The sequence below is a fragment of the Nonomuraea sp. NPDC049625 genome, from assembly GCF_040675285.1.
Taxonomy (GTDB): Bacteria; Actinomycetota; Actinomycetes; order Streptosporangiales; family Streptosporangiaceae; genus Nonomuraea; species Nonomuraea angiospora_A.
In genome coordinates this window covers 605,745-628,502 of the sequence record NZ_JBFAOQ010000006.1, presented here as the reverse complement: position 1 = coordinate 628,502, position 22,758 = coordinate 605,745, and the positions used below count along the sequence as shown (strand labels likewise).

21 protein-coding genes are annotated in these 22,758 nt (G+C 71.9%); 12 read left to right on the top strand and 9 right to left on the bottom strand.

All coding sequences use genetic code 11. The features are described from left to right. The first annotated feature begins 7 nt into the window (after positions 1 to 7). Positions 8 to 583 (top strand): TetR/AcrR family transcriptional regulator, encoded by a 576-nt coding sequence (locus AB0J87_RS28830; RefSeq protein WP_363970055.1) that lies wholly within the window; start codon positions 8 to 10, stop codon positions 581 to 583. On the opposite strand, the gene AB0J87_RS28825 is transcribed toward AB0J87_RS28830, so the two are convergent. Beyond that, on the bottom strand, positions 572 to 1,318 hold the full coding sequence (locus AB0J87_RS28825) for a class I SAM-dependent methyltransferase (protein WP_363970053.1): 747 nt from the start codon (positions 1,316 to 1,318) through the stop codon (positions 572 to 574). The two genes, AB0J87_RS28830 and AB0J87_RS28825, sit on opposite strands and share 12 nt — an antisense overlap. A gap of 99 nt (positions 1,319 to 1,417) precedes the next feature. Between AB0J87_RS28825 and add the strand changes: the two genes are divergently transcribed. Further along, positions 1,418 to 2,443: an adenosine deaminase gene (add, locus tag AB0J87_RS28820; RefSeq protein WP_363970051.1), complete on the top strand. Its 1,026-nt coding sequence runs from the start codon at positions 1,418 to 1,420 to the stop codon at positions 2,441 to 2,443. A gap of 144 nt (positions 2,444 to 2,587) precedes the next feature. On the opposite strand, the gene pgl is transcribed toward add, so the two are convergent. The 6 genes from pgl to tkt are packed head-to-tail and all read right to left on the bottom strand — an operon-like array spanning position 2,588 to position 10,728. Next, a complete protein-coding gene (gene pgl, locus AB0J87_RS28815) occupies positions 2,588 to 3,361 on the bottom strand; it encodes a 6-phosphogluconolactonase (RefSeq protein WP_355200617.1) in 774 nt (257 codons plus the stop codon). A gap of 33 nt (positions 3,362 to 3,394) precedes the next feature. Then, a complete protein-coding gene (locus AB0J87_RS28810) occupies positions 3,395 to 4,309 on the bottom strand; it encodes a glucose-6-phosphate dehydrogenase assembly protein OpcA (RefSeq protein WP_355200619.1) in 915 nt (304 codons plus the stop codon). 1 nt (position 4,310) lies between these two features. Next, positions 4,311 to 5,906 carry a glucose-6-phosphate dehydrogenase gene (gene zwf, locus AB0J87_RS28805; RefSeq protein WP_363970048.1) on the bottom strand — a complete coding sequence of 532 codons (1,596 nt, stop codon included), beginning with the start codon at positions 5,904 to 5,906 and terminating at the stop codon, positions 4,311 to 4,313. Between the two features lies 1 nt (position 5,907). Beyond that, entirely contained in the window at positions 5,908 to 7,521 is a 1,614-nt protein-coding gene (locus tag AB0J87_RS28800) for a glucose-6-phosphate isomerase (protein WP_363970131.1), read from the bottom strand. Beyond that, positions 7,521 to 8,612, bottom strand: coding sequence for a transaldolase (tal, locus tag AB0J87_RS28795; RefSeq protein WP_363970046.1), 1,092 nt, complete (start codon positions 8,610 to 8,612; stop codon positions 7,521 to 7,523). Before tal ends, AB0J87_RS28800 begins: the two co-directional genes overlap by 1 nt. Before the next feature lie 7 nt (positions 8,613 to 8,619). Next, complete coding sequence (gene tkt / locus AB0J87_RS28790) at positions 8,620 to 10,728, bottom strand: transketolase (protein WP_363970044.1); 2,109 nt, start codon at positions 10,726 to 10,728, stop codon at positions 8,620 to 8,622. A gap of 248 nt (positions 10,729 to 10,976) precedes the next feature. Here tkt and AB0J87_RS28785 point away from each other — a divergent pair, with 248 nt between their 5' ends. Both AB0J87_RS28785 and AB0J87_RS28780 read left to right on the top strand, forming a co-directional pair. Continuing rightward, entirely contained in the window at positions 10,977 to 11,921 is a 945-nt protein-coding gene (locus AB0J87_RS28785; protein WP_363970042.1) for a heme o synthase, read from the top strand. Positions 11,922 to 12,002: 81 nt separating this feature from the next. Beyond that, a complete protein-coding gene (locus AB0J87_RS28780) occupies positions 12,003 to 13,193 on the top strand; it encodes a PrsW family intramembrane metalloprotease (protein WP_350739999.1) in 1,191 nt (396 codons plus the stop codon). On the opposite strand, the gene AB0J87_RS28775 is transcribed toward AB0J87_RS28780, so the two are convergent. Both AB0J87_RS28775 and AB0J87_RS28770 read right to left on the bottom strand, forming a co-directional pair. Further along, positions 13,169 to 13,876 carry an ElyC/SanA/YdcF family protein gene (locus tag AB0J87_RS28775; protein ID WP_363970040.1) on the bottom strand — a complete coding sequence of 236 codons (708 nt, stop codon included), beginning with the start codon at positions 13,874 to 13,876 and terminating at the stop codon, positions 13,169 to 13,171. The two genes, AB0J87_RS28780 and AB0J87_RS28775, sit on opposite strands and share 25 nt — an antisense overlap. A gap of 62 nt (positions 13,877 to 13,938) precedes the next feature. Next, positions 13,939 to 14,934, bottom strand: a complete 996-nt coding sequence (locus tag AB0J87_RS28770; protein WP_363970038.1) for a COX15/CtaA family protein — start codon at positions 14,932 to 14,934, stop codon at positions 13,939 to 13,941. A 316-nt stretch (positions 14,935 to 15,250) separates the two neighbouring features. Between AB0J87_RS28770 and AB0J87_RS28765 the strand changes: the two genes are divergently transcribed. From AB0J87_RS28765 to AB0J87_RS28730, 8 genes are read left to right on the top strand one after another with little or no spacing between them, the layout of a single operon-like run. Continuing rightward, entirely contained in the window at positions 15,251 to 16,393 is a 1,143-nt protein-coding gene (locus tag AB0J87_RS28765) for an FAD-dependent oxidoreductase (RefSeq protein ID WP_363970036.1), read from the top strand. After that, complete coding sequence (locus AB0J87_RS28760) at positions 16,390 to 16,632, top strand: (2Fe-2S)-binding protein (RefSeq protein ID WP_185076981.1); 243 nt, start codon at positions 16,390 to 16,392, stop codon at positions 16,630 to 16,632. The genes AB0J87_RS28765 and AB0J87_RS28760 overlap by 4 nt, the downstream gene beginning before the upstream one ends. Then, positions 16,629 to 18,014, top strand: a complete 1,386-nt coding sequence (locus AB0J87_RS28755) for an NAD(P)/FAD-dependent oxidoreductase (RefSeq protein WP_363970033.1) — start codon at positions 16,629 to 16,631, stop codon at positions 18,012 to 18,014. Before AB0J87_RS28760 ends, AB0J87_RS28755 begins: the two co-directional genes overlap by 4 nt. Positions 18,015 to 18,036: 22 nt before the next feature. Further along, on the top strand, positions 18,037 to 18,930 hold the full coding sequence (locus AB0J87_RS28750) for a dihydrodipicolinate synthase family protein (protein WP_363970032.1): 894 nt from the start codon (positions 18,037 to 18,039) through the stop codon (positions 18,928 to 18,930). Next, positions 18,927 to 19,928, top strand: a complete 1,002-nt coding sequence (locus AB0J87_RS28745) for a proline racemase family protein (RefSeq protein WP_363970030.1) — start codon at positions 18,927 to 18,929, stop codon at positions 19,926 to 19,928. The genes AB0J87_RS28750 and AB0J87_RS28745 overlap by 4 nt, the downstream gene beginning before the upstream one ends. Continuing rightward, positions 19,925 to 20,938: a proline racemase family protein gene (locus tag AB0J87_RS28740; protein WP_350740018.1), complete on the top strand. Its 1,014-nt coding sequence runs from the start codon at positions 19,925 to 19,927 to the stop codon at positions 20,936 to 20,938. The genes AB0J87_RS28745 and AB0J87_RS28740 overlap by 4 nt, the downstream gene beginning before the upstream one ends. After that, the gene (locus tag AB0J87_RS28735) at positions 20,935 to 21,927 is read left to right on the top strand and encodes an ornithine cyclodeaminase family protein (RefSeq protein ID WP_363970028.1); all 993 of its coding nucleotides are present in this window, start codon (positions 20,935 to 20,937) and stop codon (positions 21,925 to 21,927) included. The genes AB0J87_RS28740 and AB0J87_RS28735 overlap by 4 nt, the downstream gene beginning before the upstream one ends. Before the next feature lie 48 nt (positions 21,928 to 21,975). Continuing rightward, positions 21,976 to 22,644, top strand: coding sequence for a GntR family transcriptional regulator (locus tag AB0J87_RS28730; protein ID WP_350740024.1), 669 nt, complete (start codon positions 21,976 to 21,978; stop codon positions 22,642 to 22,644). Positions 22,645 to 22,758 lie beyond the last annotated feature (114 nt).

Here is a 22,758-nt window from a genome sequence, read left to right as displayed (position 1 = left end):
CGTGTGCGTGGCTCCACTAGACCCTGATCGCGACAGGGCCATTCTCGACGCCACGATGGAGCTGTTGTCGGAGGTCGGCTACGACCGGATGTCGGTCGACCAGATCGCCAAACGGGCCAGGGCCAGCAAGGCCACCATCTACCGGCGCTGGTCGGGCAAGCCCGAGCTGGTGGTCGACGTCATCTGCCGGCGCTTCGACATGGACGCGCCCGCGGGCGAGGACACCGGGTCGCTCCGCGGCGACCTGGTCTCCATCTTCCGCGGGCTGTGCCAGACGGTGGAGCGCAAGCACACGCTCGTCATCGGCCTGTCCTCGACGCTGGTGTCCAACCAGGAGCTGGCGCGCACCCTGCGCGCGCACATGCCCACCAAGGACCTCGACGACGTGCAAGCCCTGCTGGAGCGGGCCGCCGAGCGCGGGGAACTGTCCGGGCCCGTCGACGCCGGGCGGCTCTTCACGCTCGCCGAGGCGCTGGTCTGGCATCGGATGATCTTCGCGGGGCCTCCGTTCGGAGCGGAGTTCGTGGCCGAGTCGGTCGACGGGGTGCTGATGCCGCTGGTGACCGCCTGGTCAAAGGCCTGACCGGGCGGCGTGCGCCAGGTAGGCGCACACGGGGAAGCCCTCCCGCTCGTACGGGGCCGCCAGCCGGGTGTAGCAGGCCCTGATCCGCTCGAAGGTCTCCGGCGGCTGCCTGGAGATCATCGCGAAGCGCGGGCCGCCCGCCTGCACGATGTCGTCCCACCAGGTGGCCAGATCGACCCGGTGGTGCCAGCGCACCGGATCGACCGCCGCCGCCTCGAACCCCGCCGCCTCCAGCAGCTCGGTGAAGCGCCGCGGCGTGTCGTTGCCGGTGAACGGCCGGGCCGGCGGCTCGTAGGGGACCCCGGCGGCGGCGATGGCGTCGGCGAAGACGTTGGTGGCGGTCATCTCGTCGGACTTCCACCAGGTCAGCGCGATGGTGCCGCCGGGACGCAGCACGCGGTGGAGCTCCTTGAGGGCCCTGGCCGTGTCGGGCACATGATTGATGACGAACTTTCCGGCTATAGCGTCAAATTCCCCGTCGTCGAAGGGGAGCTCGGGGAGTGCGGCCCGGCGGATCGTCGCGTACGGGTGGCGGCGCGCGGTCAGCTCGAGCATGCCGGGATCGGCGTCCACGGCCGTGACCTCGGCGCCTAACGCGAGCGCCGCGGAGGTGACCACGCCGGTGCCGCAGCCGATGTCGAGCAGCCGGGGCGCGCACGCCCGGTCGAGGAGGGGGCCGACGGTGTGGGAGCTCAGCTGGGCGAAGCCGCGATCGTACGCTTCGGCGTTGGTCACGCCTTCAACCCTATCCCAGCCGCCGATCCTGACAATCTTCTGTGAGATTTCCTCATGAAGGCTATTTTTTCGGGAAATATCGCTCGTATGGTCGTCGCCATGACCATCGACGCCACCATCGACGCCTTCATCGACGCGCTCCCCAAGGTCGAGCTCCACGTGCACCTGATCGGCTCGGCCTCGGTCCCCACCGTGCTCGAACTCGCCCGCCGCCACCCCGGCAGCACGGTCCCCACCAGCGAGGAAGAGCTGCGCCGCTTCTACACCTTCCGCGACTTCCCGCACTTCGCCCAGGTGTACCGGGCCGTCAACGCGCTCGTCAGGGAGCCGGAGGACGTGGCGACCCTCGTCCTCGGCCTGGCCCGCGACCTGGCCCCGCAGGGCGCCCGTTACGTGGAGCTCCAGGTGACGCCGTATGCCCACCACATCGTCGGCATGCCCATGCGCGAGGTGACGGAGGCCCTTGACCTGGCCGCCGCCCGTTCGCTGGCCGATCACGGGGTGGAGATGGCGTACATCTTCGACATCCCCGGCGAGTACGGCGAGGAGGCCGCCAAGGTGACCGTGGAGCACGCGCTCCAGGAACCTCCCGCCGCGCTGGTAGGTTTCGGGATCGGCGGCATCGAGCAGGAGCGCCCGAAATATCGGGACGCGTACCGATCGGCGTTCTCGGCGGCCCGCGCCGCCGGCCTCCACAGCGTCCCGCATGGCGGCGAGATGTCCGGCCCCGAGACGATCTGGGAGGTCATCGAGGGCTACGGCGCCGAACGCATCGGCCACGGCATCAACTGCCTCGCCGATCCGCGCCTGGTCGCCCACCTGCGCGACACCCAGCTCCCGCTGGACGTCTGCCCCACCTCGAACGTCTGCACCGGCCAGGTCGCCGACCTCGCCGGGCACCCGCTGCCGCGGATGCTGGAAGAGGGCCTGTACGTGACGCTGAACAGCGACGACCCGCCCATGTTCGCCACGACGCTGGCCGACGAGTACCGGGCCGCGGCCCGCGCCTTCGGCTTCGGCAAGTCCGAGCTGGCCCAGCTGGCCAGGAACGGCGTGCGGGCGTCGTACCTGGCCGAGGAGCGCAAGCAGGCGCTGATCGAGGAGATCGACCAGCTGGCCGGGTAGGGACGACACAGGGCGGGAACCGCGCGGCCCCCGCCCTGTCCGAAATCAGGGCCCGAAATCAGGGCCCGAAATCAGGGCCCGAAATCAGGGCCCGAAATCAGGGCCCGGAATCCGGGCCTGGAATCAGGGCCCGGAATCACGGCCTCAGGGGGACGAGATGCGCCCGAGCTCCGGCGGGATCTTGCTCGCCGCCGCCCGGTCCAGCAGGAACAGCGTGCGCGCCCGCCCTCTGGCACCCGAAGCGGGCACCTGGACATGCCCCGACTCCGACAGCGCCAGCCGGACGGCGCCCGACTTCTCCTCACCGGCCGCCACCACCCAGACCTCGCGCGAGGACTGGATGGCGGGCAGCGTCAGCGAGATGCGGGTCGGCGGCGGTTTCGGCGCGCCGTGGACGGCCACCACCGGGCGCGTGTCGTACAGCGCGGGCATGCCCGGGAACAGCGACGCCACGTGCGCGTCGGGCCCCATGCCGAGCAGCATCACGTCGAAGCCGGGCACGGGACCGTGGTCCTCCGGCCGGGCCGCCCTGCGCAGCTCGGCCGCGTAGGACTCGGCCGACTCCTCGGCCGTCAGGCCCGAGTCGGGGCCGAGCATGACGTGGACCCGCTCCGGGTTGACGTCCACGTGGTCGAGCAGGGCCTCCCGGGCGCCGGTCTCGTTGCGTTCCTTGTCGCCGGAGGGCACGAAGCGCTCGTCGCCCCACCAGATGTCCAGCCGGCGCCAGTCGACGGCGTCGCGGGCGGGGGTCGCGGCGATCGCCGCCAGCGTGGCGATGCCGACCGTGCCGCCCGTGAGCACGATCGAGGCCGACCCCTTGGCCGACTGCACGTCGACCAGGCGGGTGATGATCCGTGCCGCCACGGCATTGGCCAGGACATCGGCGTCGCGGTGGACGACCACGCTGGGAACGCTCACAGGTACTACTTTCTCAGCCACTGCGGTCCCACGTCATCCCTTGTACGTGCGGGCGAACCGCTTGACCGCGGCCTCGTAGATCTCGTCGGGGTCGAGCCTGCGCAGCTCTTCCGCCATCAGCTCGGCGGTCTGGCGCCGGGCCAGGGCCACGTTCCGGTCGGGCTGGCCCGGCCGCGACAGCGTGGCCAGGCGGGCGTCGTGCCGCACCACGGCCAGGTCGCCGTCGTTGAGCTGCAGGCGGACGGCCGTCAGCCCGGGGCCGGAGGAGTCGACGACCTTGATCGGGGCGCCGAGCCGGTCCGACAGCCAGGCGGCCAGCAGCGGCGCGCTCGGGTTGCCGGGAGAGGCCTCCACCACGCCCTTGCGGACCTTGCCCACCGGCTGGTCGAACGCGGCCGCCAGCAGGCTGCGCCACGGCGTCAGCCGGGCCCAGGACAGGTCGGTGTCGCCGCGGGAGTATCCCTTGGCCCTGGTCACCAGCGACTTGACCCCGCCGTCGTCGAAACCCCTGGCGTCGGTGATCCGGCGCTGCGCGAGGGCGCCGACCGCGTCCTTGGCCGGGACGTCGGGCGCCGCGCCCGGCCACCACACCACGACGGGCGTGTCGGGCAGCAGGAGCGGGCTGACCACGGAGTCGGCGTGCTGGGTCAGCTCGCCGTACAGGCGCAGGACCACGACCTCGCCCGGCGTGGACTCGCCGATGCGCAGCTCCGCGTCCAGCCTGATCGGCTCGTCGGCCTCACGGTTGATCACGACGATGATGCGCGACGGGTGCTCGCGGGCCGCGTCGGTGGCTGCGCGCAGCGCGTCGTACTGGTGGCGCTCCTCGCAGACCACCACGAGCGTCAGCACCATGCCGATGGCGGGCGCGCCCATCTGGTGGCGCAGGTGCGTGAACTGCGCCGAGATCTTCCCAGCCGTCGTGTCCGACAGCATGAAGGTAGTCACTTTAGAGTCTCCTCCACACGCGGCCGTCGCGGGCCATCATCGCGTCCGCCGACGGCGGCCCCCACGAACCGGCCTCGTAGGGCTCGGGCTGGCCCTGCGTGGCCCAGAACTCCTCGATCGGGTCGAGGATCGTCCACGACAGCTCGACCTCCCGCTGGTGCGGGAAGAGCGGCGGGTCGCCGATCATCACGTCGAGCAGCAGCCGCTCGTACGCCTCCGGTGACGACTCCAGGAACGACTCGCCGTAGGCGAAGTCCATGGAGACGTCCCGGACCTCCATGGCGGTCCCCGGCACCTTCGAGCCGAACCGCACGGTGATGCCCTCGTCCGGCTGGACCCGCACCACCAGCGCGTTCTGGCCCAGGATCTCGGTGTCGTCCTTGCTGAACGGCAGGTGTGGCGCCCGCTGGAACACCACGGCCACCTCCGTTACCCGGCGGCCCAGCCGCTTGCCGGTGCGCAGGTAGAACGGCACGCCCGCCCAGCGGCGGTTGGCGATCTCCAGCTTGACGGCCGCGTACGTCTCGGTCGTGGACTCGGGCGAGATGCCCTCCTCCTGCAGGTAGCCGACGACCTTCTCGCCTCCCTGCCAGCCGGCGGAGTACTGGCCCCGCGCCGTGTTCAGCGCCAGGTTGGCCGGCAGCCGCACGGCCTTGAGCACCTTCTCCTTCTCCCGCCGCAGCGCCGAGGCATCGAACGAGGTCGGGTCCTCCATGGCGACCAGCGCGAGGAGCTGGAGCAGGTGGTTCTGGATCACGTCGCGGGCCGCGCCGATGCCGTCGTAGTAGCCCGCGCGCCCGCCGATGCCGATGTCCTCGGCCATGGTGATCTGCACGTGGTCGACGAAGCCGCGGTTCCAGATGGGCTCGTAGAGGTTGTTGGCGAACCGCAGCGCCATGATGTTCTGGACGGTCTCCTTGCCCAGGTAGTGGTCGATCCGGAAGATCGAGCTCTCCGGGAAGGCCGAGTTGGTGATCTCGTTCAGCTCGTGGGCCGACTTGAGGTCGTGCCCGAACGGCTTCTCGATGACCACGCGGCGCCACGACCCGTCGGGCGCGTCGGCCAGCCCGGTCCGCTTGAGCTGCTCCACCACCACGGGGAAGAACTTCGGCGGCACCGACAGGTAGAACGCGTAGTTTCCGCCCGTGCCCCGGGTCTCGTCGATCTCCGCCAGCGCCATGGCCAGCGCGTCGAACGCCCCGTCGTCGGAGAACTCGCCTGGCACGAAGTGGATGCCCTCGCGGATCTGCTTCCAGACCTCCTCGCGGAAGGGCGTCCTGGCGTGCGCCTTGACGGCGTCGTGCGTCAACTGGGCGAAATCCTGGTCTTTCCAATCGCGCCGGGCGAAGCCGACCAGCGAGAAGCCGGGCGGCAGCAGCCCCCGGTTGCCCAGGTCGTAAATCGCCGGCAACAGCTTGCGTTTGGCCAGGTCGCCCGTCACGCCGAACAACACCATCACGCACGGTCCCGCAACCCGCGGCAGCCGCTTGTCGCGCGGATCGCGCAGCGGGTTGGCGGCGGCCACCTCCTCGGTGGTGGCGGTGCCCGCGACGGCGGCCGCGACGGCCTCCTCCACGGGTGCTGCCGGGTCAGTCATGTCAAGCCTCCTGTGCTGCTGCGAGCAAACGCGCGACGCCCGCCGCGCGATCGGTCAAATGCAGTCGTACGGCGGGCCGTCCGCGGGTCTCGAGCGCCCCCAGGTCGCCGAGCGCCTGGGCCAGCTGGAGCCGCCCCAGCGTGTACGGCCGGCCGGGGACCGTCACGTCCTCGGCCACCGCCCCGGTGATCTGCAGGAACACCCCGTTCTGCGGCCCGCCCTTGTGGTACTGCCCCGTCGAGTGCAGCAGGCGCGGGCCCCACCCGAACGTCACCGGCCGGTTCGTGCGCAGCGCGAGCAGCGCCCGCAGCGTCGCCGGGTCGGCCATCATCCAGGCGTCGGTCATCTGCTCGAAGTCGGCCCCGTCGGGCACCGGGGCGTCGAAGGCCGCCATCCGGTCCAGAAAGGCCATGATCGACAGATAGCCGTCCGCCGGTATCGCGTTCAGCAACTCGGCGAACAGCCCGGGCAGGTCCCGGGCCGTGGCCGCGCCGTACACCTCGACGGGCCCGTCCACGAACGACGGCGCGCCGGTCGGCAGGTCGGGCAGGGCCAGCAGCGCCGCGGTGTTCGCCTTCGACTCGGCCACGTTCGGCTGGTCGAACGGGTTGATCTCCAGGAGCAGCCCCGCGAGGGCGGTGGCGTACTCCCAGACCAGGAACTGCGCGCCCAGCGGCCCGTCCACGCGCACGTCCCCGACGTCGGTCTCGATGGCGACGACCAGCTCGTCGCCGCTCTCGTTGGGGTCGGCGCCCACGACGGGCAGCAGCCCCCTGCCCTGCTTGCCGGTGGACTCGGCCACGAGCTGCTCGATCCAGTCGGGCAGCCCGGTGATGGCCGAGAGCTGGTCCTCCAGCAGCAGCTTGTCGCGCCCGGCCAGCGCCGCGCCGCCGAGCGCGGCGCCCAGGTCGAGCCCGGGGTTGCCGGTGTCGCGCGACAGCAGCGGCAGCACCTCCCCGGCCTCGTCGAGCAGCCGCGCCACGTCGGCGCCCGCCAGCGCGCTGGGCACCAGCCCGAACGCCGACAGCGCCGAGAAACGGCCGCCGACGTCCGGCTGGGCGAGCACCAGCTCGTAACCGGCCTCCACGGCCCGCTTCTCCAGCGGCGAGCCCGGGTCGGTGACGACCACGACGCGGCCGGAGGGGGCCAGGCCCGCGTCGGTGAACAGCCGCTCGTAGATCCGCAGCAGGGAGTCGGTCTCCACGGTCGAGCCGCTCTTGCCGGCCACGACCACCACCGTGGCGTCGAGCTGCTCGCTCAGCGCGCGCCGCACCTGCCCCGGGTCGGTCGTGTCCAGCACGGTGAGCGGCACGTCGGCGGTCGCGCAGATGACCTCCGCCGCCAGCGACGAGCCGCCCATCCCGGCCAGCACCACGTTGGTCAGGCCCGCGGCGCGGGCCCGCTCGACGAGCCCGCCCAGCACGGGCAGCAGCTCGCGAGAGTAGCGGGGCAGGGTCAGCCAGCCGAGCCTGACCGCCGCCTCCCGCTCGGCGTCCTCACCCCACAGCGTGGGGTCGCCGGCGGCGAGCCGCGCGGGCACGCCGTCGGCGACGAGGCGCCCCGCGACGGAGGAAGCGGCCGAGGCCACCCCCTCCTCGCGGTAGAGCACCTCCATCACGGAACCAGGTTCTTGGTGACGCTCTCGAGCAGCTCGTTCCAGGACGCCTCGAACTTCTCGACGCCCTCGTCCTCCAGCACCTTCACCACGTCGTCGTAGTCGATGCCGGCCTCCTTGAGCGCGGCCATGGTGTTCCAGGCCTGCTCGTAGAAGGGCCGGACCGTGTCGCCGGTGACGTTGGCGTGGTCGGCCGTGGCGTCGAGCGTCTTCTCCGGCATCGTGTTGACGGTGCCGGGCGCGACGAGCTGGTCGACGTACATGGTGTCGGAGTAGTCGGGGTTCTTGACGCCGGTCGAGGCCCACAGCGGCCGCTGCGGACGGGCGCCCGCCGAGCGCAGGCGCTGCCAGCGCTCGGAGTTCATCACGTCCTCGTACGCCGCGTAGGCCAGGCGCGCGTTGGCGATGCCCGCCTTGCCCTTCAGCTCCGGCTTGCCCAGCTTGTCGAGCCGCTTGTCGATCTCGGTGTCGACGCGGCTGACGAAGAACGAGGCCACCGACTCGATCGTGGCGAGGTTGAGGCCCTTGGCCTGCGCCGCCTCGAGGCCGGCGAGCCAGGCGTCCATGACCGCGCGGTAGCGCTCGAGGGAGAAGATCAGCGTGACGTTGACGCTGATGCCCTCCGAGAGCGCCTGCGTGATCGCGGGCAGACCCTCGACCGTGGCCGGGATCTTGATGAACAGGTTGGGCCTGTCGACCATCCACCACAGCGCCCGGGCCTCGGCGACCGTCTTCTCGGTCTCGCGGGCCAGGCGCGGGTCCACCTCCAGCGACACGCGGCCGTCCACGCCGCCCGTGGCGTCGAAGACGGGGCGCAGCACGTCGGCGGCCCAGCGGATGTCGTAGGTGGTGATGGCGCGCACGGCCTCGCCCACGTCCACGCCGCGTACGGCGAGGTCGTGGAGCTGGGAGGCGTAGGCGTCGCCCTTGCTGAGCGCGTTGGCGAAGATCGTCGGGTTGGAGGTCACCCCGACGACGCTCTTCTCGCGGATCAGCTGCTCCAGGTTGCCCGTGCGCAGTCGCTCACGGCTGATGTCGTCGAGCCAGATGGCAACGCCCTGGCCGGACAGGTTCTTGAGGATCTCGCTCATCTCTTCTTCAGTTTCCCGTCGTCTCGCCCTTTTCCTGACCAAGCTTGGCCAGGCTCGCATGTGCCGCCGCCGCCACGCGCTCCGCCGTCAGCCCGAAAAGCTCGTACAAAGTCTTGTACGGGGCGGAGGCACCGAAGTGTTCGAGACCGACCACTTCGCCGCATTCGCCGACGAACTCGTGCCAGCCGAGCGCGATGCCGGCCTCGACCGCGACGCGAGCCCGGATCGACGAAGGCAGAACCGTCTGCCTATATGCGATGTCCTGCCCCTTGAACCATTCGACACACGGCATCGACACGACCCGCGTCGGGATGCCCTTGCCCTCCAGCAGTTCGCGGCCCGCCAGTGCGATCTCCACCTCGCTGCCGGTGGCGATGAGGATGACCTTGGGCTGGCCGTCGGAGGCCTCGCGCAGGATGTAACCGCCGTGGGCCACGCCCTCGGCGCTGGTGCCCTCGACGACCGGCAGGTTCTGCCTGGTCAGAGCCAGGGCGGCGGGCCGGTCGGTGTGCTTGAGCACGGTCTTCCAGGCGTACGCCGTCTCGTTGGCGTCGGCCGGGCGCACCACGTCGAGGCCGGGGATCGCGCGCAGCGACCACAGGTGCTCGATCGGCTGGTGGGTGGGGCCGTCCTCGCCGAGGCCGATGGAGTCGTGCGTCCACACGTACGTGACCGGCAGCTTCATCAGCGCGGCCAGGCGCACCGAGGGCCGCATGTAGTCGGAGAAGACCAGGAAGGTGCCGCCGTACGGGCGGGTGCCGCCGTGCAGGGCGATGCCGTTGAGGATGGCGCCCATGGCGTGCTCGCGGATGCCGAAGTGCAGCGTGCGGCCGTAGCGGTTGCCGGGGAACTCCTTGGTCTGGAACTCCTCGGGGATGAAGGACGGCTCACCCTTCATCGTGGTGTTGTTCGACTCCGCCAGGTCGGCCGAGCCGCCCCACAGCTCCGGCAGCACCGGCGCCAGCGCGCTGAGCACGTCGCCGGAGGCCTTGCGGGTCGAGATCGACGCGCCCGTCTCGAACGACGGCAGCGCCCTGGCCCAGCCGTTGGGCAGCTCGCGCTGGGAGATGCGGTCGAACTCCTCGGCGCGCTCGGGGTTGGCCAGCCGCCACTCGGCGTAGCCCTTCTCCCACTCGGCGTGCTCGGCGCGGCCGCGCTGGGCGACGCCGCGGGCGTGCTCCAGCACCGCGGCCGGGACGTCGAACGTCTTGGCCGGGTCCATGCCGAGGACTTCCTTGGTGGCGGCGACCTCCGCCTCGCCCAGGGCCGAGCCGTGGATCTTGCCGGTGTTCTTCTTGTTGGGGGCCGGCCAGCCGATGATCGTGCGCAGCCGGATGAACGACGGCCGGTCGGTCTCCGCCTTGGCCGCCTGCAGCGCGTCGTAGAGCGCCTGGACGTCCTCGGCGTACTCGCCGGTCTCGGTCCAGTCGACGCTCTGGGTGTGCCAGCCGTAGGCCTCGTAACGCTTGACCACGTCCTCGGACTTGGCGATCAGCGTGTCGTCCTCGATGGAGATCTGGTTGTCGTCCCACACGACGATGAGGTTGCCGAGCTTCTGGTGGCCGGCGAGGGAGCTGGCCTCGTGGCTGATGCCCTCCTCGATGTCGCCGTCGCTGACCACGCACCAGATGTGGTGGTCGAACGGCGAGCCGCCGGCCTCGGTGTCGGGGTCGAACAGACCGCGCTCGCGGCGGGCCGCCATCGCCATGCCGACCGCGTTGCCCAGGCCCTGGCCGAGCGGGCCCGTGGTGGTCTCGACGCCCGCCGTGTGGCCGTACTCGGGGTGACCGGGCGTCAGGCTGTCCCACTGGCGCAGCCGGCGCAGGTCGTCGAGCGTGAGGCCGTAGCCGGACAGGTAGAGCTGGATGTAGAGCGTCAGGCTCGAGTGGCCGCACGACAGCACGAAACGGTCGCGCCCGGCCCACTTGGGATCGGTCGGGTCGTGACGCATCACACGCTGGAACAGCAGGTATGCGGCGGGAGCCAGGCTCATGGCGGTGCCGGGGTGACCCGAGCCCGCCTTCTCCACTGCGTCCATCGCCAGGGCTCGAACGACGTCGACCGCCTGCTTGTCCAGGTCGGTCCATTCGAGGGCTGGCACGAGTTCGGTGCTCAAGTGCTCGATCTCCGGAATCTAGTAGTCATTGATTGGCTATCCCGCCCACACGGGACCCTAACCGAGTGGAGCTGGCGAACGATTCCCATCCCACCCGCACGTGTCCATGTGCGGCGCAAGCCCCCCATTGGCCGGACCGGCCGCCCCTGCGACTACAGTTTGTTTGTTCGCAGGGGCGTCACGGCGCCCACCCATGGATCCGCTCTAATCAGAGGTTACGCGTTGACTCCGCACAGGCTGGAAGCGCCTTGACGGTGCTGACCAACAGGCAGGCGACGGCCCGATCTCCGCAGGTGGAGGGGCCGCGCTCGATCGGCATGATCGTCAAGGCCTACATCGCGCTCACCAAGCCGCGGATCATCGAGCTGCTGCTGATCACGACGCTGCCGGTGATGTTCCTGGCGGCGGGTGGCCTGCCGCCGCTGTGGACGTCGATCTCGGTCATGGTGTTCGGCACCCTATCGGCGGGCAGTGCCAACGCGCTCAACTGCTATGTGGATCGCGACATCGACCAGAAGATGCGCCGCACCCGCCGCAGGCCGCTGGCCAGGCACCAGGTGTCGCCGCGGGGCGCGCTGGTCTTCGGGATCGTGCTCGGCGTGCTGTCCCTGGTGGGCCTCTGGGTGACCACCAACTGGCTGGCCGCGATGCTGTCCACCGGGGCGATCCTGTTCTACGTGCTGGTCTACTCGATGATCCTGAAGCGCCGCACGGCCCAGAACATCGTGTGGGGCGGCATCGCGGGGTGCATGCCGGTGATGATCGGCTGGGCCGGCATCACCGAGCGGCTCGACTGGGCGCCGCTGGTGCTGTTCGGGGTGGTGTTCTTCTGGACGCCGCCGCACACCTGGACGCTGGCCATGCGCTACAAGGAGGACTACGCGGCGGCCAAGGTGCCCATGCTGCCCGTCGTGGCCACCGAGCGGCGCGTGATCCTGGAGTCGATCGCCTACACGTGGGCGACCGTGCTGTGCTCGCTGGCGCTGTGGCCGGTGGCCGGCACCACGCTGTTCTACCCGATCGTGGCCGCCGTCCTCGGCGCCATGTGCCTGTGGGAGGTCCACCGCCTGCTGGCCCGGCTCAACGCCGGCGAGACCGGCGTCGACCTGCGCCCCATGCGCTTCTTCCACTGGTCCAACGCCTACCTGGCGCTGCTGTTCCTGGCCGTGGCCATCGACCCGCTGCTGCCCTGACGGCGTGCGGCCGCGTGTCCGGACGGTGACGCTGTCTTGACCGGCACGGACCCCGGCCCTCTGATCCGTTAAAGTCACCGTATGGCGACCCGTGATCCACGCTGGGTGTTGAAGGACCGCCCGTCGTTCGCGTTGATCATCGGGCTCGTCCTCACCGGAGTCTGCGCTCTGGTCTCGTTCTCCTTCGACGTGCTCAACGGCGCTCCGGTGCAGTTCTTCATCGCGCTCGCGCTGGCGCTCGCGCCGGTGCCGCTGCTGCTGGCGGCCGTGCTGGCGCTCGACCGGATGGAGCCGGAGCCGCGCAGCAACCTGATCTTCGCCTTCGCGTGGGGCGCGGGCGTCGCGGTGCTGGTCGCCGGCCTGATCAACTACCTCAACCTGCACTACATCATCGACACCGCCAAGCTGTCGGAGGCCGGCGCCCGCAACGTCGCGGCCACCTTCGGCGCGCCCGTGGTGGAGGAGACGATGAAGGGGCTGGTGCTGCTCGGGCTGCTCAGGTTCCGCAGGGCCGAGCTCGACGGCCCCACCGACGGCATCATCTACGCCAGCATGGTCGGGCTCGGCTTCGCCATGAGCGAGAACGTCAGCTACTACCTCGCCGCGCTGTCCAACTCCGGCGTCAAGGGGCTGGCGGTCACCGTGGTGCTGCGCGGCATCCTGTCGCCGCTGGCCCACCCGCTGTTCAGCTCCATGATCGGCGTCGCCGTCGCCTACGCCGCCCGGCGCGAAGGCCCCGAGCGGGTCTTCTACATCCTGGCGGGCTGGTCGGGCGCGATGATCCTGCACGGCCTGTGGAACGGCCTGGCCTCCTACGGCGGCTTCCCCGGGCTCGTGGTGGCCTACCTGGCGCTGCTGGCCGTGCTGATCGTGCTCATCGGCGTGGTGTTCAAGGACCGGCGGCGCATCGTGGCCCTCATCCAGCGTTACCTGCCGCCGTACGAGCCGACCAAGCTGGTCACCCAGGCCGACATCTACATGCTGTCGACGTTCCCCCGGCGGCGCCAGGCCAGGCAGTGGGCCAAGGCCCACGGCGGCAAGCGCGGGCTGCGCGCCATGCGCGACTACCAGCTGGCCGCCACCGAGCTGGGCCTGCTGCACGAGCGGGCGGCCCGCCACATGGTCGACGAGCAGGGCTTCCACGAGGAGCAGCGGGCGCTGCTGGAGTGCATGAGCACGGCCCGGGCGGACTTCCCGGTGCCGACGGCGCACGCCAGGTCGGCCGCGCGGGGCACCCCGCCGCCCGGCTACGCCCCCGGCGCGCCGGGCTGAGCCAGGATGTTCGTCAGGGAGACCTCGCGCGGGCCCGGATAGACCGGGTCGGAGTGGAGCACCATCGCGTCGGCGAACGCCTTGGCGGTGGCGAGCAGCTCGCGGGTGGCGTAGGCGTACGTGGGCGCGGCGAACTCCCTGGTCGAGTCGTCACCCACCCCGAACGCCTCCAGCCCGGCAGTCCGGCACAGCGTCACGGCCCTGGGCAGGTGGAACTCCTGCGTCACGACCGTCACCTGCCGCGCCCCGAACACCTTGCGCGCCCGCACGCACGAGTCCCACGTGTCGAACCCCGCGTAGTCCAGCACCATCACCCGTTCCGGCACGCCCCTGCGGAGCAGGTAGTCGCGCATGGCCGTCGGCTCGTCGTACTCCTTGCGGCTGTTGTCGCCGGACAGCAGCAGGGCCCGTACCTTGCCGGTCCGGTAGAGCTCGGCGGCGATGTCGAGCCGGTGGGCCAGCATCGGGGTGGGCTGCGTGCCGTACAGGCCCGCGCCCAGCACCAGCGCGGCCTGCGCCACCGGCACCCGCCCGAGCCAGGCGTCGCCCACGGCTGTCACCCGGTGCGTCGAGCTGCCGAGCCAGGCCCACGTCATGGGCGCCAGGGAGAGCACGCTGACCAGCACCAGACCCTGGTACGCGCGCCGCAGGGCCTTCCGAGTGGGGCGGACTTTCAGTAACAAATCTCACCCTCCAGGGGGTGGGGGAGTGGCGGACCGATCCCCACATACCCTGGCATATCCACTCAGACGGCGGCGGGTGCTCCGGCGGCTTCGGTGGGGGAGTGGTCGGCGGGGGCGGTCTGCGGGGAGCGGGTGCGCAGCGAGGTGACCACCCTGAGCGCGGCGATCCAGACCAGCGTGGAGCCGAGCACGTGCAGCAGCACCAGCGCGGCGGGCACGGCCAGGAAGTACTGCGTGTAGCCGATCACACCCTGGCCCAGCTCCACGGCCAGCAGCGCCAGCGCCGCCCGCCGGGCGGGCCGCGGCGCCTTGCTCACGTGCAGGGCGAACAGCACCGCGAACGTCAGCCCCACCACGATGTACGCGACGTCGGCGTGCAGCCGGGCCACCGCCTCGATGTCGAGGTCGAAGCGGGAGGCCATCTCGTCGCCCGAGTGCGGGCCCGTGCCGCTCACCCCGACCCCGACCGCCAGCAGCGCGAACACGGCCGCGAGCAGCGCGTAGCCGAGCCTGCGGATGTCGCGGTGGGTCACCCGTAGCGCCGGGCCGTCGCCCTCGCCCGCCCGGGCGTACAGCATCCAGCAGGCGGCGATCAGGCCGATGGAGATGAGGAAGTGCATGCCCACCGTGAACGGGTTGAGCATCGTGCTGACCACCAGGCCGCCCCACAGCGCCTGGGCCAGGACGCCCGCCGGCTGCAGCAGCGCCAGCGTCATCAGCGAGCGCCTGCGCGGCGCCAGCCGGAACGCCGACAGCACGCACGCCACGCCCACCGCCAGCACCAGGAACGTCAGCAGCCGGTTGCCGAACTCGACGAGCATGTTGAGCATCGACACCTCGGGGTGCGCGACCGGGATGAAGCTGTCCGGCGTGCACTTGGGCCAGGTCGGGCAGCCCAGCCCGGAACCGGTGACGCGCACGCCCGCGCCCGTCACCGCGATGCCCGCGTTGACCACCACGGACGCCATCGCCCAGGCCCGCATCGACTGCGTCGTGGGCGCCCAGAAGGAGAACAGGCGGCGCACGTGGCGGTTGGGGTGGTCCGTGGGTAGCTTCACGCCATCGATGGTACGGGCCCACCCACCCGGTCCCCCCACCGGTCACCCCACCCCTGACCACGCACGCCCCCTCGGCTCGACCGCCCACGCTCCTCCCACTGGCCTCACTCGAAGCGCATCAGCGCGGGTGGTGGGCGGGCGGCGGCGCGCGTGGGCCACCCCTCCGCGAAGGGAGCTTGGCCGGGTGCGGTGAGGTGGTGATATGCCGTCGGTGGGTAGCGGCGGGGGCAGGGGACTGCGGTGTCGTCCGTCCGGTGGAAAGGGCCTTCTCAAGAGAGCGGGGTATGTGACATATTACAGACCTGGGAGGTGATGGATGTCCGACGTCATCGTGGTCGGCGCCGGAGTCGTGGGCGCCGCATGCGCCTACTACGCCGCGCGCGCCGGTCTCGACGTGACCGTGGTCGATCGTGGCCCCGTGGCGGGCGGCACGACCGGCTCCGGCGAGGGCAACGTGCTGGTGTCCGACAAGGAGCCGGGCCCCGAGCTGGAGCTCGCTCTGCTGTCCAACCGGCTCTGGCGCTCGCTCGCGGACCTCGGCGGCTTCGAGTTCGAGCCCAAGGGCGGCCTGGTGGTCGCCGAGAACCCCGAGGTTCGGCGGCAGCTCGCCGAGCTGGCCGCCAAGCAGGACGTGGAGCACACCCTGGTGCCCGGCGAATCCCTGCGCGACTACGAGCCGCACCTGGCCGAGGGCCTGGCCGGCGGGGTGTACTACCCCGAGGACGCCCAGGTGCAGCCCATGCTGGCCGCCGCGCGCCTGCTCAGGCGCGGCGCGGAGAGCTTCGGCCACGGAACGCTGCGGCTGCGCCTCGGGGCGGCGGTGACCGGGTTCGTGCGGAAGGGGGACCGCATCGCGGGTGTGCGCACCTCCCAGGGTGACGTGCTCGGCGACGCGGTGATCAACGCGGCGGGCACCTGGGGCGGCGAGGTGGCCGCGCTGGCGGGGGTCGATCTGCCGATCCTGCCCAGGCGCGGGTTCATCCTCGTCACCGAGCCGCTGCCGGAGCCGCTGATCAGGCACAAGGTCTACACCGCCGCCTACGTCACGAACGTGGCCAGCGACTCGGAGGCCCTGGAGACGTCGGCGGTCGTGGAGGGCACGCCCGCGGGCACCGTGCTCATCGGGGCCAGCAGGGAAAGGGTCGGGTTCGACCGGACGACGTCGGTGCCGGTGCTCGCCCGCCTGGCCGAGCAGGCCGTGGCGCTGTTCCCCGCGCTGCGCGAGGTGCGGGCCATCAGGTCGTACTGCGGGTTCCGGCCGTACTGCCCCGACCACCTGCCCGTCATCGGCGCCGACCCGCGTGTTCCCGGGCTCTATCACGCCTGCGGGCACGAGGGGGCGGGCATCGGGCTCGCCCCGGCGACCGGCCACCTGCTCGCGCAGGTGCTCACCGGCTCCCCGACCGACCTGGACCTGCGGCCCTTCCGGCCGGATCGCTTCGTGGAGGAGTCCTCTTGACGTTCCACATCACGATCGACGGGCGTCCGGTACCCGTCGTGCCCGGGCAGACGATCGGGGCGGCGCTGCACGCGGCCGGGGTGCGGTCGTGGCGCAGCACCCGCTTCGGCGGGCGGCCCCGCGGGCTGTTCTGCGGGATCGGGGTCTGCTTCGACTGCCTGATCTCGGTCAACGGGCGGGCCCCTGAGCGGGCCTGTCTGGTGGAGGCCGCGCCCGGTGACGAGGTGACGACGTCATGACGTACGACCTGGTGGTGATCGGCGGCGGGCCCGCGGGGGTGGCCGGCGCGCTCACGGCGGCGCTGCCCGGACTGCGGGTGGCGCTCCTGGACTCCTCCGTACGGCTCGGCGGCCAGTACTTCCGCCACGCCGCCGACCCCAAGGCCGCGCCCGGCCTGGACCGGTTCCTGCGGCAGGCGCGGGCCCTGGACGCCCGCGCCGAGGTGCTGCCGCGCCACCAGGTGTGGAGCGTCACCCGCGAGCCGGACGGGGACCTGGTCGTGCACTGCGTCACCCGTGGCGCCGACTCCACGGAGCGGCAGGTCGTCCTGCGGGCGCGGCGGCTGCTGATCGCGACCGGCGCGCACGACCGGCCGCTGCCGTTCCCCGGGTGGGACCTGCCCGGCGTCCTGACCGCCGGCGGCGCGCAGGCGCTGCTCAAGGGCAACGGCGTCGTGGCGGGCAGGCGGATCGTCGTCTCCGGCACCGGCCCGTTCCTGCTGCCCGTGGCCACCGGGCTGGCCGCGGCGGGGGCGCGGGTGCTCGGGGTGCTGGAGGCGAACGGCGGGCTCGGGCTGGCCAGGCATCCGCTGCTGGCCCTGGGCAAGGCCGGGGAGGCCGCCGGGTACGCCGCGAGCCTGGCCAGGCACCGCGTGCCGTACCGGACGCGCCAGGCGGTGGTCGCGGCGCACGGGGAGCGCGAGGTGGAGGCCGTCACCGTGGCCCGCCTCGACCAGGAGTGGAACGTTCTCTCCACCCGCGTCGTCGCGTGCGACACGGTGGCCGTCGGGTACGGGTTCGTGCCGCAGATCGAACTGGCCACCCAGTTCGGCTGCGCCACCCGGAACGACGTGGACGGCAGCCCCGTGCTCGACGTGGACGCCGCCCAGCGCACCTCCGTCCCCGGGGTCTGGGCCGCCGGGGAGCCCACGGGCGTGGGCGGCTGGCTCCTGTCCGAGACGGAGGGCCGCATCGCCGGCCGCGCCGTGGTGGCCGACGCGCGCTCCCCCCGGTCGGCCTCAGGGGCCGATTCGGGGCTGCTGCTGCGGCGCCGGGAGCGCGGGCGGGCCTTCGGGGAGGCGCTGCAGCGGGCGTACCCCGTCAAACCCGGCTGGCAGGGCTGGCTGCGCGACGACACGCTGGTGTGCCGCTGCGAGGAGGTGCCGCTGGCCCGCGTACGCGAGGCGCAGGACCTCGGCGCCACCGACGCGCGCTCGATCAAGCTGCTGGCCAGGCCCGGGATGGGCTGGTGCCAGGGCCGCATCTGCGGCTACGCCGTCTCCTGCCTGGCCGGGGAGCCGCAGCGGCCGCCCCGCCGCCCCATCGCCCAGCCCGTCACCCTCGGCGCCCTCGCCGAGCTTCCCGACGATTCCGATCTTCCCGACGTTCCCCCCACCCACTGACCCTGACATGGAGGACTTTCCGATGGACAACCGCACCAAAGCCTGGCACGGCATCATGGTGGCCACCGCGCTGCCCCTGCGCGACGACCTCTCCGTCGACTACGACGGTTACGCCGACCACTGCCGCTGGCTGGTCGAGAACGACTGCGACGGCGTGGCGGTCAACGGTTCGCTGGGCGAGTACCAGACGCTCACCGCGGAGGAGCGGGCCAAGGTGGTCGAGACCGCCGTCCAGGCCGTGGGCGGGCGCCGGGTGATGGCCGGAGTGGGCGCGTACGGCGCCGCGGAGTCGCGCCGGTGGGCCGAGCAGGCGGCCGAGGCCGGCTGCGGTTCGCTGCTCCTGCTGCCGCCCAACTCCTACCGCGCCGACGAACGGGCCGTCATCGAGCACTACCGCGAGGTCGCCAAGGTGGGCCTGCCCGTCGTGGCCTACAACAACCCGTACGACACCAAGGTGGACCTGACTCCCGCGCTGCTGGCCAAGCTGCACGAGGAGGGGCTGATCGTGGCGATCAAGGAGTTCAGCGGCGACGTGCGGCGTGCGTACGAGCTGGCCGAGCTGGCCCCCGAGCTGGACCTGCTGATCGGCTCCGACGACGTGCTGCTCGAGCTCGCCGTGGCCGGGGCCGTCGGCTGGATCGCCGGCTACCCCAACGCGCTGCCCGTCTCCAACGCCGCGCTCTACCGCGCCGCCGTCGCCGGCGACCTGGAGACCGCGCTGCCTCTTTACAGGACCCTGCACCCCCTGCTGCGCTGGGACTCCAAGACGGAGTTCGTCCAGGCCATCAAGCTGTCCATGGACCTCGCGGGCCGCCACGGCGGTCCGTGCAGGCAGCCCAGGCAGCCGCTGACGGACGAGCAGGCCGCTATCGTGCGAGCGGCGACCGAGAAGGCACTGGCAGAAGGGCTGCGATGAGGACAAAACGCGTTTTCCACGCCGTCGACTCCCACACCGAGGGCATGCCCACCCGCGTCATCACCGGCGGGATAGGCGTGATCCCGGGCGCGAGCATGGCCGAGCGGCGCGTCTACTTCCGTGACAACCTCGACCACATCCGCACCCTGCTGATGACCGAGCCGCGCGGCCACTCCGCCATGAGCGGCGCCATCCTGCAGCCGCCCACCAGGCCGGACGCGGACTACGGCGTGCTGTTCATCGAGGTGTCGGGGCTGCTGCCGATGTGCGGGCACGGCACCATCGGCGTGGCCACCGTGCTCGTCGAGACGGGCATGGTCGAGGTCGTGGAGCCGGTCACCACCGTGCGCCTGGAGGTGCCCGCCGGGCTCGTCGAGGTGGACGTGGCCGTCGAGGACGGCCAGGCCATGGCGGTGACGCTGCGCAACGTGCCCTCCTACAGCGACCGGCTGGACGCCGTCGTGAAGGTGCCCGGGTTCGGGGAGATCCCGTACGACCTCGCGTACGGCGGCAACTTCTACGCCGTCGTCGACCTCGACTCCTACGGCCTGCCCTTCGACCGCAGGGCCAAGAACGAGATCATCGCCGCCGGCCTGGCCACCATGGAGGCGATCAACGCGGTCGACGAGCCCGTCCACCGCGAGGACGACCGCATCCGCGGCTGTCACCACGTCTACTTCGCCGCCCCTGGCTCGGACGCCCACCACTCGCGGCACGCCATGGCCATCCACCCGGGCTGGTTCGACCGCTCGCCGTGCGGCACCGGCACCAGCGCGCGGATGGCGCAACTGCACGCCAGAGGGGAGCTGCCGCTCGGCCGGGACTTCGTGAACGAGTCGTTCATCGGGACCCGGTTCATCGGGCGGCTGCTGGAGGAGACCACCGTGGGCGGCGAGCCGGCCGTCGTGCCCTCGATCACCGGCCGCGCCTGGGTCACCGGCACCGCCCAATACTTCCTGGACCCGCGCGACCCGTTCCCCGCCGGGTTCGAGCTGTGAGCGAGCGTGACGATCGCGGTTCCGGCCTGGCCGGGACCACGATCACGACGACCGACTACCACACGGGCGGGGAGCCGTTCCGGATCGTGACCGGCGGCGTGCCCGAGGTCCCCGGGGCGGACGTGCTCTCGCGCCGCTCCACCGCCGCCGCCGACCCCCGCTTCGACGACGTGCGGCGGCTGCTGTGCCAGGAGCCGCGCGGCCACGCCGACATGTACGGCTGCTTCCTCGTCCCGCCGGACGACCCGGGGGCCGCGTTCGGGGCGCTGTTCTGGCACAAGGACGGGTTCTCCACCGCCTGCGGCCACGGCACCATCGCGCTCGGCGCCTACGCCGTGCACGAGGGGCTGGTGGCCGCCGACCCCGACGGGGAGACCGACGTGGTCGTCGACGTGCCATCGGGGCGCGTCACGGCGCGGGTGCGCTGCTCCGGGGGCAAGGTGACCGGGGTGACGTTCGTCAGCGTGCCGTCGTTCGTGGTGGCGCGGGACGTGGCCGCCGCCAGGACCAAGGTCGACGTCTCGTACGGCGGCGCGATCTACGCGTCGCTGCCCGCCGCGGCGGTGGGCCTGTCCGTGGAGCCCGCGAACCTGACGGCGCTCATCGGCCACGCCCGCCGCATCAAGGCGGACCTGGCGGACCATCCGGCCGCCCGGCACCCGTCCGACGACCGGCTGTCCGGCGTCTACGGCGTGATCTTCTACGACGAGCTGCCGGACCGGGACGGGGCCGCGCACCAGCGGAACGTGACGGTGTTCGCCGACGGGGAGGTGGACCGCTCGCCCTGCGGGTCGGGCACGGCGGCGCGGATGGCGCTGCTGCACGACTCGGGGCTGCGCGCGCCCCTGATCCATGACAGCGTCGTCGGGAGCACCTTCCTGGCGCGCGTGGCCGAGGTACGCGACGAGGGGGTCGTCCCGGAGATCGAAGGCATGGCCTACCGGACCGGGCGGCACGTCTTCGAGCTCGATTCCGACGATCCGATGGGTGTGGGGTTCACGCTGCGATGACCGGACTGCCATATCTCGACGCCGCCACGGTGGAGCGGCTGGTGCCGATGGGGCGCGCCGTACGGATCCTGGAGGACGCCCTGCGCGCCGGCCTCGACCCCGAGGCCACGCCGCAGCGGCCGATCGTGGACCTGCCGGCCGGGCAGCTCCTGCTCATGCCCGCCGCGGCCGGACGGTACGCGGGGGTGAAGGCCGTCACCATCGCGCCCGGCAACCCCGATCGCGAGCTGCCCCGGATCCAGGGGACGTACCTGCTGTTCGACGGCGACACCCTGACCCCGCTCGCGGCCCTGGACGGGATCGCGCTCACCTCCCTGCGCACCCCCGCCGTCTCGGCGCTCGCCGTCAGCCACCTGGCGGACGGGGACGCCCGGCGGCTGGTGGTGTTCGGGAGCGGCCCGCAGGCGTGGGGTCACGTGCTCGCCCTGCGGGAGGTGCGGCCCATCGAGGACGTGACCGTGGTCGGGCGCGACCAGGACCGCGCGGAGGCGCTCGCCGGCCGCTGCCGCGCGGTCGGCCTGACCGCCCGCGCCCTGCGGCGGTCCGACGCGGCGGAGGCACTGGCCGGGGCCGACGTCGTCGCGTGCTGCACGACAGCGAGAGAACCGCTGTTCCCGGGTAAGCTCGCCCGCGACGGCGGCACCGTCGTCGCGGTCGGGTCGCACGAGCCCGGCGCCCGCGAGCTCGACGGCGACCTCATCGCCCGCGCCACCGTGGTCGTCGAGGCCAGGGCGGCCGCCCTGGAGGAGGCGGGCGATCTGCTCATCCCGATCCGCGAGGGCACGATCACCGCTGGTCATCTCGCGGGCAACCTCGCCGACCTCGTCGCGGGTCGGGTGGTCGCCGGCACGGGGCCGCGCGTGTTCAAGAGCACGGGCATGGCCTGGGAGGACCTCGTGGTCGCGGCCGCCGCGTACGAGGCGTGGAAGTCTCATGAGAAATCTGCGAAGCGGCCTGCCGCTGCGGCATCGCCCGAGGTGCCACAGTAGGGCGGCAGGCTGATGAGCAGATTTCTTGTGAGCAAGAAAGGAGATTGGATGGCTGCCGAGGACCGGCTCGACCTGCCGATGGTGGGGGAGCGGCAGAGCCTGCGCGAGCAGGTCGCGCACGCGCTGCGTGCCGCGCTGATCACCGGCGAGATGCGGCCGGGAGTGGTCTACTCCGCGCCGGTGCTGGCCGCCCAGTTCGGCGTGTCGGCCACGCCGGTGCGCGAGGCCATGCTCGACCTCGCCAAGGAGGGCCTGGTCGAGGCGGTGCGCAACAAGGGCTTCCGGGTGACCGAGCTGTCCGACCGCGACCTCGACGAGCTCACCGAGATCCGCCAGCTGATCGAGGTGCCCACCGTCGCCCGGCTGGCCGGCGGCGCGCGGGAGGCGGAGCTCGAGCGGCTCAGGCCCGTCGCCGAGGAGATCGTCTCGGCCGCCGAACGCGGTGACCTGCTCGCGTACGTGGACGCCGACCTGCGCTTCCACGTCGAGCTGCTGACCCTGGCGGGCAACGCCCACCTGGTCGAGGTGGTGCGCGACCTGCGCAACAGGGCCAGGCTCTACGGCCTGTCCCAGCTGCGGGAGCGCGACGTGCTGGGCGAGTCGGCCAGGGAGCACCTGGCGCTGCTCGACGCCCTCAAGAGCGGCGACCGCCAGGCCGTCGAACACCTCATGAAGGAGCACATCGGCCACGTGCGGGGGATCTGGGCCGAGCACTGAGGAGCCGCCCACGGGTGGACTCGTCCGTTTTTCGCCCACTAAGTTCTGACATTCGGGGATCGCGCGGACCGGGATGGCGGTACTCTCATCTCGGGTCGAAAGAGCGACGCCCCA